The organism is Parasphingorhabdus sp. (assembly GCF_039982395.1).
Lineage (GTDB): Bacteria > Pseudomonadota > Alphaproteobacteria > Sphingomonadales > Sphingomonadaceae > Parasphingorhabdus.
The window spans coordinates 454,895-470,014 of sequence record NZ_JBDWYO010000003.1 but is presented as its reverse complement, the minus strand read 5'-3'; the positions used below and the strand labels follow the sequence as shown (position 1 = coordinate 470,014).

General features: G+C 53.5%; 15 protein-coding genes. 8 read left to right on the top strand and 7 right to left on the bottom strand.

Annotated features, from left to right (window positions below):
• Positions 1–121: 121 nt before the first annotated feature.
• The 4 genes from ABJV08_RS08825 (at position 122) to ABJV08_RS08810 (ending at position 3,845) form a co-directional block, all read left to right on the top strand.
• The gene (locus ABJV08_RS08825; protein ID WP_348041068.1) at positions 122–1,174 is read left to right on the top strand and encodes a ribonucleotide-diphosphate reductase subunit beta; all 1,053 of its coding nucleotides are present in this window, start codon (positions 122–124) and stop codon (positions 1,172–1,174) included.
• Positions 1,175–1,260: 86 nt separating this feature from the next.
• On the top strand, positions 1,261–2,217 hold the full coding sequence (locus ABJV08_RS08820; RefSeq protein WP_348041066.1) for a DNA cytosine methyltransferase: 957 nt from the start codon (positions 1,261–1,263) through the stop codon (positions 2,215–2,217).
• Between the two features lie 28 nt (positions 2,218–2,245).
• Positions 2,246–3,106, top strand: a complete 861-nt coding sequence (locus ABJV08_RS08815) for a NaeI family type II restriction endonuclease (RefSeq protein WP_348041064.1) — start codon at positions 2,246–2,248, stop codon at positions 3,104–3,106.
• Between the two features lie 352 nt (positions 3,107–3,458).
• Positions 3,459–3,845, top strand: a complete 387-nt coding sequence (locus tag ABJV08_RS08810; protein WP_348041062.1) for a DoxX family protein — start codon at positions 3,459–3,461, stop codon at positions 3,843–3,845.
• Positions 3,846–3,954: 109 nt separating this feature from the next.
• Here ABJV08_RS08810 and ABJV08_RS08805 read toward each other — a convergent pair whose 3' ends face one another.
• Positions 3,955–4,812, bottom strand: coding sequence for a hypothetical protein (locus ABJV08_RS08805; RefSeq protein ID WP_348041060.1), 858 nt, complete (start codon positions 4,810–4,812; stop codon positions 3,955–3,957).
• A gap of 185 nt (positions 4,813–4,997) precedes the next feature.
• Between ABJV08_RS08805 and ABJV08_RS08800 the strand changes: the two genes are divergently transcribed.
• Positions 4,998–5,459 (top strand): DUF1294 domain-containing protein, encoded by a 462-nt coding sequence (locus ABJV08_RS08800; protein WP_348041058.1) that lies wholly within the window; start codon positions 4,998–5,000, stop codon positions 5,457–5,459.
• Positions 5,460–5,486: 27 nt separating this feature from the next.
• Here ABJV08_RS08800 and ABJV08_RS08795 read toward each other — a convergent pair whose 3' ends face one another.
• Positions 5,487–5,858: a hypothetical protein gene (locus ABJV08_RS08795; protein WP_348422304.1), complete on the bottom strand. Its 372-nt coding sequence runs from the start codon at positions 5,856–5,858 to the stop codon at positions 5,487–5,489.
• Between the two features lie 227 nt (positions 5,859–6,085).
• On the opposite strand from ABJV08_RS08795, the gene ABJV08_RS08790 reads away from it, so the two are divergent.
• Complete coding sequence (locus ABJV08_RS08790; protein WP_348041054.1) at positions 6,086–6,442, top strand: hypothetical protein; 357 nt, start codon at positions 6,086–6,088, stop codon at positions 6,440–6,442.
• 76 nt (positions 6,443–6,518) lie between these two features.
• On the opposite strand, the gene ABJV08_RS08785 is transcribed toward ABJV08_RS08790, so the two are convergent.
• Positions 6,519–6,641 (bottom strand): hypothetical protein, encoded by a 123-nt coding sequence (locus ABJV08_RS08785; RefSeq protein WP_348041052.1) that lies wholly within the window; start codon positions 6,639–6,641, stop codon positions 6,519–6,521.
• A gap of 24 nt (positions 6,642–6,665) precedes the next feature.
• On the bottom strand, positions 6,666–6,788 hold the full coding sequence (locus ABJV08_RS08780) for a hypothetical protein (protein ID WP_348041050.1): 123 nt from the start codon (positions 6,786–6,788) through the stop codon (positions 6,666–6,668).
• A 237-nt stretch (positions 6,789–7,025) separates the two neighbouring features.
• On the opposite strand from ABJV08_RS08780, the gene ABJV08_RS08775 reads away from it, so the two are divergent.
• The gene (locus tag ABJV08_RS08775) at positions 7,026–7,244 is read left to right on the top strand and encodes a hypothetical protein (RefSeq protein ID WP_348041048.1); all 219 of its coding nucleotides are present in this window, start codon (positions 7,026–7,028) and stop codon (positions 7,242–7,244) included.
• A 36-nt stretch (positions 7,245–7,280) separates the two neighbouring features.
• On the opposite strand, the gene ABJV08_RS08770 is transcribed toward ABJV08_RS08775, so the two are convergent.
• A complete protein-coding gene (locus ABJV08_RS08770) occupies positions 7,281–8,057 on the bottom strand; it encodes an SDR family NAD(P)-dependent oxidoreductase (protein WP_348041046.1) in 777 nt (258 codons plus the stop codon).
• Between the two features lie 230 nt (positions 8,058–8,287).
• Between ABJV08_RS08770 and ABJV08_RS08765 the strand changes: the two genes are divergently transcribed.
• Positions 8,288–8,695: a glycine zipper 2TM domain-containing protein gene (locus tag ABJV08_RS08765; RefSeq protein ID WP_348041044.1), complete on the top strand. Its 408-nt coding sequence runs from the start codon at positions 8,288–8,290 to the stop codon at positions 8,693–8,695.
• Positions 8,696–8,822: 127 nt separating this feature from the next.
• On the opposite strand, the gene ABJV08_RS08760 is transcribed toward ABJV08_RS08765, so the two are convergent.
• Both ABJV08_RS08760 and ABJV08_RS08755 read right to left on the bottom strand, forming a co-directional pair.
• Entirely contained in the window at positions 8,823–13,001 is a 4,179-nt protein-coding gene (locus tag ABJV08_RS08760) for a hypothetical protein (RefSeq protein WP_348041042.1), read from the bottom strand.
• A 17-nt stretch (positions 13,002–13,018) separates the two neighbouring features.
• A complete protein-coding gene (locus tag ABJV08_RS08755) occupies positions 13,019–15,115 on the bottom strand; it encodes a hypothetical protein (protein ID WP_348041040.1) in 2,097 nt (698 codons plus the stop codon).
• Between the last annotated feature and the right edge of the window lie 5 nt (positions 15,116–15,120).

Sequence of the window (15,120 nt, the reverse complement as noted above, 5' to 3'; positions counted from 1 at the left end):
CCCACTGCCCCCTCCCTTTTGCTCCTTTTGGGAGGGGGTCGTTTTTTTCAGAGATCAAAGGGGTATTATCCATCCTTTCCAGCACGGGGAAAGCGACGAGTAAAGCGGAGAACGAGTTAATATGTCACTTCTGGAAGCACGCAAGACCTACAAGCCCTTTGAATATCCATGGGCCTATGAATTCTGGAAGCGGCAGCAGCAGATTCACTGGATGCCGGAAGAAGTGCCTTTGGGTGAGGATTGCCGCGATTGGGCGCAGAAGCTGACCGATCACGAGCGCAACCTGCTCACGCAAATCTTCCGCTTCTTCACGCAAGCCGATGTCGAGGTGCAGGATTGCTATCACGACAAATATGGCCGCGTGTTCAAACCGACCGAAGTCAAGATGATGCTGACCGCGTTCAGCAACATGGAAACCGTCCATATCGCCGCTTATTCGCATCTGCTCGACACGATCGGGATGCCGGAAAGCGAATATTCGATGTTCCTCGAATATGAAGCGATGAAGGACAAGCACGACTATATGGGCACATTCGGCGTCGAGAATGACGAGGATATTGCCAAGACGCTGGCGATGTTCGGCGGCTTTACCGAAGGCCTGCAGCTGTTCGCCAGCTTCGCGATGCTGATGAACTTCCCGCGCTTCAACAAGATGAAGGGCATGGGGCAGATTGTGTCCTGGTCGGTCCGCGATGAAAGCCTGCACTGCGAAGGCATTATCAAGATGTTCCACACATTCGTGCAGGAACGCGACTGCCTGACCAAATCGGTCCGCGATGATATTATCGACTGCTGCCAGAAAACCGTGCGGCTGGAAGATGCCTTTATCGATCTGGCGTTTAGCGACGGTCCGGTGACGGGCATGACCGCCAAAGAGATCAAGAAATATATTCGCTATATCGCCGACTGGCGTCTGGGACAGCTGGGCTTCCAGCCGATCTACATGATCGACGACCACCCGCTGCCATGGCTGGCGCCACTGCTCAACGGTGTCGAGCACGCCAATTTCTTCGAAGCCCGCGCCACCGAATATTCAAAAGGCGCGACCAAAGGCGAATGGAACGACGTCTGGTCCAGCTTTGACCAGCGCAAAGGCAAGGTCGCGAACGAAGACGAAGCGGTCGCCGATGACGGACCGGATATGTTTGCAGATGCAGGGGTTGCTGCGGAGTAGACTTAAGGCGGTAGCTTTTCGAGAGATTGATAAATCTTGACGTGAACAAATAAAGAACATAATCTGCGGAAAAGCAGGAGTTGAACATGCAATCCATCGAATTTTGCGCAGGGGCAGGCGGGCAGGCTTTGGGGCTGGAGCAGGCGGGTTTCTGCCACAATGCCTTGGTTGAGATAGATAAGGACTGCGCGGCAACGCTTAAATTGAATCGCCCTCACTGGGATGTCCGCTGCGAAGACATGAACGGGTTTGACGGTCGGCCCTTTGCGGGCACGGAATTACTCACCGCCGGGTTGCCTTGTCCACCTTTTTCAGTAGCTGGCAAACAGCTAGGTGAACTAGATGAGCGCAACCTGTTTCCCGCAGCGCTACGCTTGATAGATGAAATTCGCCCCAAGGCAGTAATGATCGAGAATGTTCGCGGTTTTCTCTCTGCAGTGTTTGAGGATTACCGACTGGAACTCAAGGCGCAGTTAAAAAAACTCGGTTACCATGTCGACTGGCGCCTGTTCAATGCATCCGATTACGGAGTCCCGCAACTGCGTCCGCGCGTTGTCATCGTTGCTATTCGGAACGACCTTGTTGAGGCCTTCGACTGGCCTACGCCTTATCCGCATAATCCGTTATCCGTCGGCGAAACACTCTACGACTTGATGGCTGCCAACGGCTGGCGCGGCGCACGTAAATGGGCTGATGCTTGCGATGATATCGCGCCGACTATTGTTGGTGGCTCCAAAAAGCATGGCGGGCCCGACCTCGGTCCGACTCGGGCCCGTAAGGCATGGGCTTCGCTCGGTGTTGAGGGTAAAAGCCTTGGCAACGATGCCCCCGGGCGCGATTTTATTGGGACGCCCCGCCTCACGGTCAGAATGGTCGCCCGCATTCAGGGCTTTCCCGATGACTGGCAATTCCATGGCAAAAAAACTGCCAGTTACCGGCAAGTCGGCAACGCGTTCCCGCCGCCAGTCGCGAAGGCTGTCGCTAATAATTTAAAAATTGCACTCGCGGTCCAGAAACTTTTTCCGGTTCGAGCTGTTGCCTAACCTATTCTCGAATAACGGATATCGTCCGTTGGCGTTGGATCACCAAGACTATTCCGATCTTTCTGCATTGGAAGCCGGACTTCTTGATGCTGTAGGCGGCAAAGAATTATTTGAAGAAAAGCTGCGAAGCTTTTTTAGGTCTGCAATCGATGAGGTAATTGATACTGCAAGGACGGGCCGGTTCTTTTTCAGTGATCTTGAGAAGACCGAGAAAACTTACCTTGGAACGAAATTCGAAATATTGCTTCGGGATTGGCTTCAAGTGCCAAAAGGTGTGGTCCTAGATCTCTTGATTGGAGATCTCGAAGTTGATGTGAAATCAACAACCGGGGGAGGTTCTGGCTGGATGATTCCGCCTGAGGCTTTTGAACAATTTTGCATATTGTTGAGGGTTAATGAGAGTTCGGCAAAATGTGCAGTTGGATTAGCAAGGGCGAGGCGACCCTATTTGCGTGATCGCCCTAATCGAGATGCGAAAACACAATTTTCAGCTGCGGGAACGAAAAACATCTGGTGGCTCGCATCCGAATTTGAATACACGCCCAATTTTTGGACGCTAATAGATGATGAATTACGGCAACGAATTATCTCCAGTGGGAAGGGAACAAAGCGCCTAGCGACATTGTTCGAAAATTGTCTTGGTCTCCCAGTTTCAAGGATTCAAGTTGCCGCGATCGCCGCTCAAGATGACTATATGAAACGAATTCGGAGAAATGGAGGTGCGAGAGATATTTTGGCGCCAAAAGGCATTGCGATTCTATATTCTGAAACTGATCGAGAATTGATGCATCAACTTGGACTGAAATTTGGATACCGGGAGTTCTTGTCGCATCGGGCATTGGATGATGGGCAGGCTGAACTATTACGAAAAGTAGGCCACATCGACTAAATCACAGCAGTTTCGGCGATAAAATATTGTAACTTTTTCCATCCCTCGGTCTTTAGACGTCTAGGCACAACACATCAATGCCGTCTTTCGTCATGCTGAACTCGTTTCCGAATCTCGCGAGGGTGCGCACTTTACCGTCGGAATCCTGAGCCAAAAGCCAGCGAAGTTAAACAAACTCAGGATGACGATTGGTTTGGTCCGCTTACCCTCTCGACCTCGCGCCGCATTCCCGTACACCCACCCCACAATAACTAAATCGGCAACAAATTGTTGCTCCGCGCCTGTCACCTCCCGCGTTGACGCCAAGGCAAGCGCGACCTAGTCTTTCTCCACCAAAAAATGGGGAGGAAAAATGATGAAATTTCTAGATGCTTATACCGAACATAGCTACGCGCTGCTGCGGATTGTCGCGGGGTTGGGCTTTATGGCGCATGGCGTGCACAAATTCTTCGGCTTCCCGATTGCTTTCGAATATCCGATGAACGCCATGACCTATGGTGCCGGCGCGATCGAACTGGTCGGCGGCGCTCTGATCATATTGGGCCTGTTTACCCGCCCTGCGGCCTTTATCGCTAGCGGCATGTCGGCGGTCGGCTATTGGCTGGTGCACGGCACAGGTGGTCTGTTCCCGCTTGCCAATGGTGGCGAATTGCTGATGCTTTATTGCTTCATCTTCCTCTTCATCGCCGCGCGCGGTGCCGGTATCTGGAGCATCGAAGGCAAGACGGCCAAGAGTTAAATCCAACGGGCCTAGGCTGTAAAAACAGGGGTGCAGGAAACCGGATCGGCGGCCCGCACCCCTATTGTTACCCATGTGGTCCCGCGCCGAGGGGGCGGGTGCAAAGGCGCTAACGTTTCTTGCGCTTCACCTTGAACACCTTCTTCTCCACATATTCCGGGAAGTTTTTGGAATAGGCATCTCGCAATTCCAGCTTCGCCGGCGCGATCATGTCTTCGGTCTTGGGTGGAAAATTTTCCAGTGGATTTTTGACCTGGCCCTTGCCGACTTTGGTCTGCTTTTCGCCATCAAATTCGCGGAAGATCCAGCCGGTGAACAGATTGCTGCCGTACATCATCGCCTTGTGATAGAAAATATGGGTGGTGAACAATTCGGCATAGCAGGGGGCTTTGGAGTCGGTGAGCCTTTGCTTCGCCTTGATTGTTTTGTTCATCGCCTTGGCCTTGGCTTTGATCTCCGGATCTTTCTTGGCATCATCATGGGAAGGCGAAGGATCCTCGACAATCACCTTATAGCCCTCCAGTTTGAGCAGTTTGGTGAATTCGAGTTGATCCAGCTGTTCCAGTTGGACGCGGGGACCCAGATAATCCTCCATCAGGTCCTTGACCGTGGCGACCTTGCCTTTGTTGACTTCCTGATCGGCAAGAACACCGACAACGCCAAAGCCTGACAGCAGGCCCATGTTGATGCCGATATAATTTTCTGTAGGCCAGACGTGCAATTCGCATATCGAGCCGTCGCTTGCCTTTGTGTAGACGGGCTCTGTTCCGTCGGCCGGGAGTTCGGGCCCTTCCGCGAGATCCTGCATTGGTGCAGGCTCTGGCCCAGCGCCTTGCGTTCCGGATGATTGTTCCGGTGTGATCATATCGGCTCGTGTGACCGGTTCAGCAGCATCCTGCGCCAGTGCCGGTGCAGTTAGGACCATCGAAGCCGCCAGCGCGGCTGAACCAAAAAGCGTGTTATTCATGAAATATGCTCCCCTAAGTCACTAAAGTTCAGCATGATTTTTGGGTAACGACAAGTAAATTGCTGGGCTGGGCACCTGTTCAATCCGCATCCCGTTTGTGCGAGCCTTCCAAGTTCGTGCATTTGGCCGCTTCAGTCAAAGCCGAGTTTCATGAGTCCTTAAGCCTGTCGGCGTAATTTCAGCCCATGCTAAACGCGACCAATATTTTTCTGGTGTTCCTCCTGATCAATGGGTGGACTTTCGTCCTCTTTGGTTGGGACAAGATACAGGCAGAAAAATTCCAGTGGCGCGTGTCAGAGGCGACGCTTTTGCGGCTTGCGCTATTTGGAGGGTCGCTGGGCGCTTATGCCGGCCGCGCGCTGTTCCGACACAAGACGCGCAAGCAGCCATTTGGTGCGCGATTGCAGGCGATCGCGATGGTCCAGCTGGTGGGACTGACTTTTGTCGGGGTCTTCCTATATCCATCATCGGGACAGGCGGGGCAGGCGGCCAATTTCGCTGCTCGTGATATGACTTACTATCCCAATTGTGATGGGGCACGGGATGCCGGCGCAGCCCCTATCCGGCGCGGCGAACCCGGATATCGCGGCGCTCTGGACGCCGATCATGATGGGATTGCCTGCGAACCCTATCGGGGATGTTACTAGAGCCGTCGGAATTGACTGGTCCCACTGTCAACGCCGTGGCGGTGGCAGCAATTGGCGCCAGTCGCCCCATAGGACCACCACCAGACATGCCGTGATGATCACCAGATCAACGATGGAATCATTGGGGCTATATTGAAAGCCGCCGAGCGCCGCCAATCCGGAAAGCGCGGCCCAGATCACGAATAGCTTGCGCCCACCGTCCCATCCTTTGACCAGACCGATGCCGGCGGCAAAAAGCAGCATCGGTACGATCATCATCATTACCGATCCAAGTCCGGGCAGCAGCATGAACATCGATGATGACAGCATTGGCGGCAGCGCGGGCAGGGGGATGGGGAGAAAGCTGAGCGCCGCTATTATGATGGCGCCCCAACCGATAGTGTCACGATATTTTTCCATGGTTGATCCAATATCACGGTTGACCATCTTTGCCATCCTCTCTTGCGATTTTCCGGACGCTGTCTCTGTCCTACAAAGGCTGGCCATGATAAAGGCAGAGACATGAGACGCTTTATAGCCACCCATGTGCAACCGCCTGTAAAAGGCCTGGAAACCACTATTTTTCATGGAGGAAGATTTCTTTCCTTTAACACTGTAAACTTTGTAAAGTTCAAGCGGGAGTCGATATGAAATTTGTTCGTACTATTTTCCTCCTGGCCGCTGCCTGGGGCTTTTTTGCACTGGTACCGGGTCTGTTTGCAGAACCGGGGCCGCGGCCGGAATATTATTACGGCTTTGTCGGGCTGGCGCTGGTGTTTCAGCTGATCTTTGTGATGATTGCGATCGACCCGCTTCGCTATCGCATGTTGGTGCCGATCGCCATATTGGAAAAACTGTCTTTTTTCCTGCCCGTCTCGATCCTCTATTTGCAGGGCCGGATGGCGCTAGGCCCCGTATTTTACGGCGCGATGGTCGACGGGCTGTTGATGCTGTTGTTCGGGCTGGCGTGGTTTCTGTTGCGCAAGGAAGCGAAGGCGGATTAGCACCAGTCGCGGGTGATGGTCTTAAGCTTGGGGTGGTTTGTCATGGTGGTCATCGGGCAACGCTATCCTCTGGTGATCAGATCACCAGGGATGCGCTGTTGTTGACGGCAGGACCGATGGAGGCGGTGAGCAAGATGGTGGCCGAGATGAAGGCGGCAAAGGCGGCGGCGATGCGGTTTTGAAAATCGGGGGATAACATGGTCTGGGTTCCTTTAATATTGGGTTATGCAACCAGGGTGGTGGCATTGTTGATTGCGGGACCGATGCTGGCGCTAACGAAAACAGCGGCAGTGAAAAGAGCGGCAAAAGCGGCGGCGACTTGGTTCTGGATGTTGATGCTTGTCATTTTGAGTTCCTTTTTGGTTCAATCTGTTTTTCCGCAATTTGTTTTGCGAAGATGCCAATAGCTTTGCACAGGCCGTGCCAGTTTATAAAAAACTATATAAAACAGATAGATAAGAATATATGGCGTTCGATGTGATATGAACGAAAACTGAATAATGGGGAAATATACCAATATTTGGCAACTGGCTTTGCAAGAGGTGGCGAGAAGTTGTTAACGCCCCGATGCTAGAGGCGACCGATGTTCGGACCGCGCCTCACCCGTGTCTTTGCCAGTCGCAACAATGCGCTATGGTGGTCAGCCATGGTGCTGGTCACCGCCTATTGCGTCGCCGCCGATCCGCCCGCCGAAGTGGCGCCAGTGACGGACGCTGCGGTTACACAGGCGGATAGACAGCCGGCCGACCCTTGGTCGGATGTGAAAGATGTCGCCAAGAAGCGCGAAGAATTGCTCCGCTAGACTTTCTTTAGATTGCCGCTGTTCAGCGTGGCAGCGTCAATATTGTGCGGTACCGCCGTCGACACTCAGCGTCGCTCCGGTAATGCCGGCGCCGGCTTCCGATGCCAAGAGCACTGCCATTGCCGCGACCTCTTCTACCTTGCCTGGCCGTTTGAGGGCGCTTTCCTGGGAGAACATATCGATCATCTCGTCAAAGGTCATGCCAAGGCCTTCAGCTGTGGCTGGGCCGCTTTCCATGATCAAGTCGGTCAGGATCAGTCCTGGGCAAATGGCATTGACCGTGATGCCCGAGGTGCCGACCTCCTGTGCCACGGCCTTGGTCATGCCGTTGATGCCATGTTTCGCAATCGTATAGGGCGCGAATGTGGGTTTGCCCATCTTGCCTTCGGTAGAGCTGATATTGATGACGCGGCCCCATTTCTGGGCGATCATTGGCTTAAGAGCCCGGCGGGTTGCCCAGAACGTGGCATAGATATTCCACTTCATCGCCTGGTCAAAAGACTCATCGGTAAGGTCGACAAGGGGTGCCAGATCTCCGGCGCCGCCAGCATTGTTAACGAGAATATCGATGGACCCGAAATGGGCGGTGGTCTTGTCGATAAAGGCTTCGACCTGATCCTGTTCCATGACGTCTCCGGCAACAAACAAGGCCCGGTCTCCGACATCAAGTTCGGCAATGACCTTCGCACCCTTGTCCGGATTGCGAGCCATCAGAGCGACATTGGCGCCTTCGGCCAGAAAGGCTTCGGCAATCCCGCGCCCAATTCCCGCTGTTCCACCCGTTATCGCTGCTGTCTTGCCGGTCAATTTCATCACTCATCCTCTTCGTTATTTTCCCGATTGCTATCGGACAGCAGGAAAGGCAGCAATGGCTTAAAACGCTAGTCCGGCCATTTTCAGAAGCATCATTCAGAAAAAGCGCTCCGAATATGAACCTGAGATAAAGTCACCATTCAGTCTCTGGTTAAGCCAACGCCGCTAGACCGAGCATCGATGAACAGCAATTGATTCGAATGTCGCAAAACCCTTTTGGAGTAGAGAAAATGATCAGCAAAATTTTGGGAAGCCTGGCAATTTCAACCGCAGCCATTGCAACTATGGCCTTCGCCACACCTGCAGAAGCGCGCGGTGGCTATAACAATGGCGGGTATTACGAACAGGTCCGCGGCAACGGATATCGTCAATATCGCCGGGGCGACACGTATCGCGGTGATCGTCGCTATCGGGATCGCCGTGATTATCGTGATCAGCGTCGTTATCGTAACAATCGCTATTCCAATCACCGTCGCTATCGGGGCTGTGATCGGGGAACCGGTGGTACAATAATTGGTGCCATCGCCGGCGGGTTGCTAGGGAATGAAGTGGCCGGTCGCGGCAGCAAGACCGAAGGAACCATCATTGGCGGTGCCGTAGGCGCTCTGGCTGGTCGCGCGATCGACGGCAACTGTTAGTCCTGGATCATTCCGGTCAACTCTTGAATGGCCTGAGTTAATATAAACAGAAAATATGATGACCCCCGAGTTGCTTACCGGGGGAAAGGGGGCCGGAGCTTTGGAGCTATCCGGCCCCCGACCATTTCTAGCGGTTGGTTAGCAGCGCAGGTGCTTCGCCAACCCAGTCAGCGATGTCGGGCTTGTCCTTGACGAAATATGGATCACCCTTGCTGTTCAGATAGAAGCGCTGCATTTCGCTGCGTGTGAAGGGTCTAGAACCAAGCCGTCCGAAGACCGCCATCTGCCCACCGGTCTCATCGACCGCGCGATCACGATCCAGCCCCTTAGACAATGCCAGAGCGGGCTTCGGAGTGCGGGCAAATGCTATCAGCTCCGGCTTCGGTGCCGGTGAGAAACCATAATAGTTTTTCTGACTATCCGGCGTGGTAAGCTGAATAACCTTCAAGCCATTGCGCCCATCTGCGACATAGGCAAACAAGGTCGCATTGGTTGAACCCACAATCACATCCTCTGCATCGTTCATCGTACCGCCAAAAGTTTCTTTCCGGTAGATTTCGGGCGCTTCCGGTCGGGTAATATTGGCTATCACCAATCCTTCGTCCTTAGCCGCGATATAGGCATATGTCCGCGCAAGATATAGGCGTTGGGCGTTGCGCAGCGCTATGGTGCCTGACGGTACCGCCACCGGATTTTCCATGTCGGTCACATCGAACAGCTTCACTCCATCGGTATCGGTGACCCAAAGATACCGGAATTGGAGCGCGGACGCCCGGGCATCTACCAGCGGAATGGTGATGACGTGGCGCGGTTCCAGAGGCTTATCAAGGTCGATCAGGGTTAACCCCTGGTCTGTGGTAATATAGGCATAATGGCCTGCGAGTGTGATATGGCGCGCGCCGTTCAACACCCCGTCTTCATTCCAGGTCAGGCTGCGCTTGAAGAAGTTGTTGCGGAACTCGCCATCAGCCAAAGTGTTGACGTCAACCAATATCAAGCCTTCCTCGCTGTCCGTGACAACCGCATAATTATATATCGGATGGAAGGCCTGCTCTTCGTTAACCTCACGAAGTTCTTTGGTGTTCCGCGTCGGCGCAATCGGTTGGTTGGTCGCCAGTGCCATGCAGGTCGCGTTCTTACTACTGACATGCGTATCATGGCCGAGTGAAGAGAATGGTGATTTGACGATTCTTTCAGAAAAGCCCTTGTTGCCGATCGAAGCGACATCATAAGCGCGGAATCCGCCTTTGCCTTCTGCAACGAACATATATTCGCCGCGCAGCTGCAAACAGCGGACTGCATCGCCGGTTCCCTGCACAACATTCTTAAATTCTTCGAGTGCCTTGGTTTCGCCGGACAGATTCTCATCAAGCGTGTCACCGCGCACCCAGTCAATCAGTTCCCGGTCATTGTCTTCCACATGCATCCGCCAATAATCGGGGTAGGCATATTTTTGAAGATAGGAACCGATAACCGCCTGAGGCTCATCCCATTCGGTGATCCGGACCGCTTCAAATCCCTTTTCAAGCCCGACCCATGCGTGGAGGCCTATGAAGTTGACGAAATTGGTGCCTTGCAACAGCGTTTGCGCCATGATTGCGTTGTTATCGTTGGTCTCGCTCACGTGGCAATCCGAGCATTGCTTGGTCTCGGTTTTCCGCACGGTGTGCGGGAAATGCGGCGCGAAGGCTTGTGATGAAAAGCCGATGCCAGAGATCGGAGGCTGCTGCACATAGATGCGTTCGCGGTTGATGTTGGTCGAGGACAGGATCAGCGCCGATGTGGAGCGAACCGGAGCAATGACATTGCCTTTGCTGGTCTGGTGACGGCCCAGTTGGAACATCTGGTCGCGGGCTACTTGTGGATTGTAAGTCGCATAGTTCCGGGTCGTACCGCCTTCATATTTGTGGTTGTCTGCTTGCCAGTTTGCTTCGATGGGAAGGTGACAACCTCCGCAGCTTGTCGTCCAGCTAAGGTGACAGGTGAAGCAGACCATATTCTCGTCTTTATGCGCCCGATCATCTTCCGATACGCCGCTACCGAACGCATATTTACCCGTTTCCGCTCCGGTTTTGGACATGAGCTTGGCCCGTGCTGCCTTCAGATTGAAGTCAGGATGGGAACGATCAACGCTGTTCTTGACCAAGCTAACCCGCCAGCTGAGCTCAGGGTCAATGATGGACCGTTGAACCAGGACGCGTTTGCCGCTGGGTTCTTTGAACCATTCAAAGCGCCGCTCGCCATTGGCATTGCGCAACAGGCCGAGGTTGTTGCCCTTTGGTCGAGCTGCGAGGTTGCTCGTCATTAGGGTCGGATATGCATCCGCTGTGCCATGGCAATCTTTGCAATTTATTTCGACAGCATTGGCAACTTCGCCGTAAATCAGGCCATTACCATGACTGTCTTGTGCGAAATGGCAATCGGCACATTGCATGCCCACTTCGGCATGAATGCTCATCATATGAACCGATTTACCGGGATTGATTCCAGGTTCGACAAATTTACCTTCGTCTTCCCTACGGAATTTTTCCGGATCGTCATTGGCGACGATATTCTCCGTATCGGTGCTGTAGCTAGCCTGATTGCCTTCAGCATCGAGCAGATTACCGTCGCGGTCGCGCTTCAGGATCGCCCGGAAGTTCCAGCCATGGCCGTGATAGTCGGCGAACTGCGTGTCTTTGGCATCACTGTTGACGTCGTAAACGTTCCGCAGGAAGTCAATGTCAGCCCAGAGGCCTTTCGGTGCAGCCCCTTCTGGGTTTCTGTCCAGAACTTTGCGAACTTCTTCGGCATCAGGGTATTTCTGTTGCTTATATTTCTTCTGATATTCTTCTTCGCTCATGCCTTCTGGCTTGGGACTCAGGTTATCCGGACCGGGCCACATATAGGGTGCGTCTGATTCATAATCCCACATGGTGTAGCCGAGATAGCTATTCAGGAAGATATTGGGTTGGTGCATGTGACAGTTCATGCACTGGGCGGTCGGAATAGCCCGAGTGAAGGCATGTTGAATCGGATGGCCTTTTTCACGTTTGGAAGGATCAATATCCGCTGCATGATCGTCGCCATGGGGTTTCTCGTCACCATGTGCGTCTTTGTCTTTTCCGTGGGCGCTGCCATAAGCACCCTTGGCGCTATAGGACGCATCATAAGTGCCATAGCTACCCAAACGATGCTCGCCTTCTGCGAGGTTGCGAATAGTCGGATCGATAGTCTGCGTTTGCCCGTCGCGACCGAATTTGGCCCAGATCGAACTGTGTCGCGGCTCGCGGTCATTGGCATAGACAACGTGACAGCCGGCGCAGCCTGACTGGCGATAGTCGCCGGGCTGATCATTGGTTCCCATGAACCACATGAAGGGATCGTTGAGACGGGTCTTGTGGATATTGAGCACCGGAATGGCGACGCGCAGGCCTGTGCCTGGCCCACGATTGGACTGCTTCAGGTCAGGACGTCCTGGCTCTTCCAGCCGCTGGATGATGCCGCCGATATTGGGCAGTCCTATCTCTGGGAACTGGGTGTTCACATTGCGGCCGCCGCGCTCAAACACCCGGAATACGTCGCCGGGAGGAACAACATGCCATGTCGGCAAGGGGTAAAGGATAGGAAGCGCACCGCGCTTCTTTTCGGCTTCAGTCACGCTGCCGTGCGGATTACCCGGCGATTTGATCGTCGCGGGTGCGCCATCGCGCGTATAGGCCTCGCCAAAGATATAATTTTTAAATGGAACAATACCGTTATTATAGGCCGCTCCGCCCCATAGCATAGCGCCGGTGGCCATCAGCGACCGTTCGGATGCTTCAATGATCTCCATATGGCAGGCACCGCAGGATTCACGAGCAACCCGATAATCAGACGGATTCACAAAGCGCACGAATTCGGGTGATTCCTTGTTCAACAGTCCATAGCTGCGCTTCGGATTGGCAGAAGAAGGCCAATGCCAGCTTTCAGGGTACTTCGGTAAAACATGCGCTTTTGTTAGCGCATCCATATAGGCGAGGCTGTTTTTGCCCCATTTGTTGTCCCCGACAACAGAGGCGTCACCACCGTGGCAATCCACACAACCCAGCACCACCGCTGGCGTCTCGTGCATGGTCTTTTGATCGGAATCCGTATGGCAGCTCTGGCAACCAATGCTCTTTGTCTGGGCTTCGTCCCACGTTTGGTTTTGGGGAGCAGGGGGCGTGAAGCTATAGTCGACCTTCTGGGCTTTCTCTTTGCCAGCGGCGAGCAGCATTGACGCTGGTGCAATGGTCAAAGCCAATGCGCCCAAGCTTGCGAGGATCAATTTGCTATTGCTTGTCATAATGTTCCGCCAGCGCATCAGAAGGCCAATATCGCGTTGAGCAAGATAGAATAGTGGAAGTCGCGTTTATCCGTTTGATCAAACAAATCCTTGAATCCTTTTCCGGGTATCAAAGCCGCGCCTGACAGGCGGAATACCATATTTTGTGTAGCTTTTGGCCGGTAAATTGCAGCCATCGAGAGATCCCAGCCAATGTCTTTTGGAATAGACCCTTCTACCCGCAGCGCTTCGAGGCTTTCCGTTTTGTGGAACCAAAGATGGTTCGCATTGGCGGAAATCCGAAAGTCTGGCGTGAGGTCCGCATCGACGCCAATCCCAGTCAAAATCGTACCGGGATTGTTGAAGTTGCTCTGTCCTTGCTCTTTTGACGAACGGAGCGAGTTGAGAATGCCATTGCGGCCGTTGATCGAGATTACCCGACCACCGCCAGCGAAGGGAATGGTCTGGCGAATCCAGTAGCTCGTATCGGCTCCGGCAAAAATCGGGTTTTCGAAAATAGCATCGAAACCCGCCTCGGTATTATTATATGGATTGCCGTCCCCACTGGCGAACAGGCCAGAAGCGCGGAAACGCAGGAAGTCGACATCATAGCTCGCTTCCAATGCGCCGAAATAAGCGGCGATATTGGCTGGCTCGCTGGTAAAAATACTGTTCCGGTCTTCGCCAAACGCGCCGTAAACCTGACCCGTGAGATTGATCCGTCCGATCCGTCCATCAAAAGCATAGCCCGGATAAACGACATCATAGGCGCGGCCCCTGAGGTCGCCGATCAAGGCCGGACGGACTGGAAAGCCATTGTCATCAATCTCTACATCAGACCGTTCACGGTTCATATTATAGGTAAGACTGAACTGGCTGGTTAGGCCGACAAAGGGCAAATCCTGCCGGTAAAGGTTGGCGAAGAAAATATAGCTTTCGCGCGGAGTCTGGGTGATGTCGTTTAGGCCGGAATTTGTGTCTTTTTCCAATTGGAGAAAGGCACCAAGATTATATTGGATCCGGTTGTTATCGCGAGTCCCGAACAGGCGAAAACCGAGCTGGTTATCCTGGAACAAAAAGCCGCGAAAATCAGCCTGCATCGGTTGAATACCGATACGGAAACTGTCGAAATCATAGCGTGCCGAGGTGTTCCGAATATGATAATCGAAAAATGCTTCCTGGACACCGACAAACCAGTCTGTCCGGTTGGACGTTTTGGATGGCTCGACGAACAGCACCCGGCGTTCGGGAACATTCACATGATTGATCTGAGTGGCCAATGTCAGGCGATATTCTACGTCAGGTGGTTTGTAAGCGGTCGACCCTTTGATCAGGGCAAAGCCGGTGATGAAGGTCTGGGCATAGACTTCTGATCCGGATCTGCCGAACACATCAAGGTTGTTCGGGCGTTCCGTCGTCTGGACGCCGACGGGTATCGGGAAGCTGCGCGGTTCGACGACTGTATCCGAGATTGCATTGACGATGAAAAACCAGTCATCGCCTTTTAGGAAGCCAGGTTTTTTGTCCGCCGGGATCGGCTTGTCACCCTTGAGAACATTTTGATTATAAGGGTTTAGCGTCGAGTGACAGTTGTTCCGCAAGGATCCGAACAGCGTATAGATTGATTCATCACCGCCTTTTGCCGGGCAAAGACTTTGCATGATCCGCCAGCGATCGGGGACCGGGAATTCGTCGGTTGGAAAGGCTTCCGGTGGCGGCGCGCTGATGGCTCCGGGATTGTTCTGGGTGACCGGATCGGGCAGCTCTTTTTGAACGCCTGGCCGGCGGCGACCATCGATTAGGACTTCATCGGCGGTTAGGTCGATAATATCCATTTCCAGCGGTGCAGGTTGAGCGGAAATGGAAGAATTGGAGGCATGTTTCGCCTCTGTGCTATCATCTGGCTCTAAGCCGTCTTTTTTGTCCTCTTCTGTGTCCGGTTCTGGTCCACCCATGCCCATTTTTGGACCAAAATTGTCAGAATGCGGCCTCGTCCAGTCGAAATCTTTTCCGGCCAGCAGAGCGGTTAGCGAAGATTCCATCTGCTGCACGGAGGCCTGCTGAGCCTCCATTTGCTCGGCCTGGCCTGACATTACCGCTAAGATCGGTACAAAGGAGGCAGAAAGTCCCGACATCCGCC

Coding starts and splice junctions, on each gene's coding strand:
- ABJV08_RS08825 (WP_348041068.1), top strand. CDS start 122: ATGTCACTTCTGGAAGCACGCAAGACCTACAAGCCCTTTGAATATCCA.
- ABJV08_RS08820 (WP_348041066.1), top strand. CDS start 1,261: ATGCAATCCATCGAATTTTGCGCAGGGGCAGGCGGGCAGGCTTTGGGG.
- ABJV08_RS08810 (WP_348041062.1), top strand. CDS start 3,459: ATGATGAAATTTCTAGATGCTTATACCGAACATAGCTACGCGCTGCTG.
- ABJV08_RS08805 (WP_348041060.1), bottom strand. CDS start 4,812: ATGAATAACACGCTTTTTGGTTCAGCCGCGCTGGCGGCTTCGATGGTC.
- ABJV08_RS08800 (WP_348041058.1), top strand. CDS start 4,998: ATGCTAAACGCGACCAATATTTTTCTGGTGTTCCTCCTGATCAATGGG.
- ABJV08_RS08795 (WP_348422304.1), bottom strand. CDS start 5,858: ATGGAAAAATATCGTGACACTATCGGTTGGGGCGCCATCATAATAGCG.
- ABJV08_RS08790 (WP_348041054.1), top strand. CDS start 6,086: ATGAAATTTGTTCGTACTATTTTCCTCCTGGCCGCTGCCTGGGGCTTT.
- ABJV08_RS08785 (WP_348041052.1), bottom strand. CDS start 6,641: ATGTTATCCCCCGATTTTCAAAACCGCATCGCCGCCGCCTTTGCCGCC.
- ABJV08_RS08780 (WP_348041050.1), bottom strand. CDS start 6,788: ATGACAAGCATCAACATCCAGAACCAAGTCGCCGCCGCTTTTGCCGCT.
- ABJV08_RS08775 (WP_348041048.1), top strand. CDS start 7,026: ATGTTCGGACCGCGCCTCACCCGTGTCTTTGCCAGTCGCAACAATGCG.
- ABJV08_RS08770 (WP_348041046.1), bottom strand. CDS start 8,057: ATGAAATTGACCGGCAAGACAGCAGCGATAACGGGTGGAACAGCGGGA.
- ABJV08_RS08765 (WP_348041044.1), top strand. CDS start 8,288: ATGATCAGCAAAATTTTGGGAAGCCTGGCAATTTCAACCGCAGCCATT.
- ABJV08_RS08760 (WP_348041042.1), bottom strand. CDS start 13,001: ATGACAAGCAATAGCAAATTGATCCTCGCAAGCTTGGGCGCATTGGCT.
- ABJV08_RS08755 (WP_348041040.1), bottom strand. CDS start 15,115: ATGTCGGGACTTTCTGCCTCCTTTGTACCGATCTTAGCGGTAATGTCA.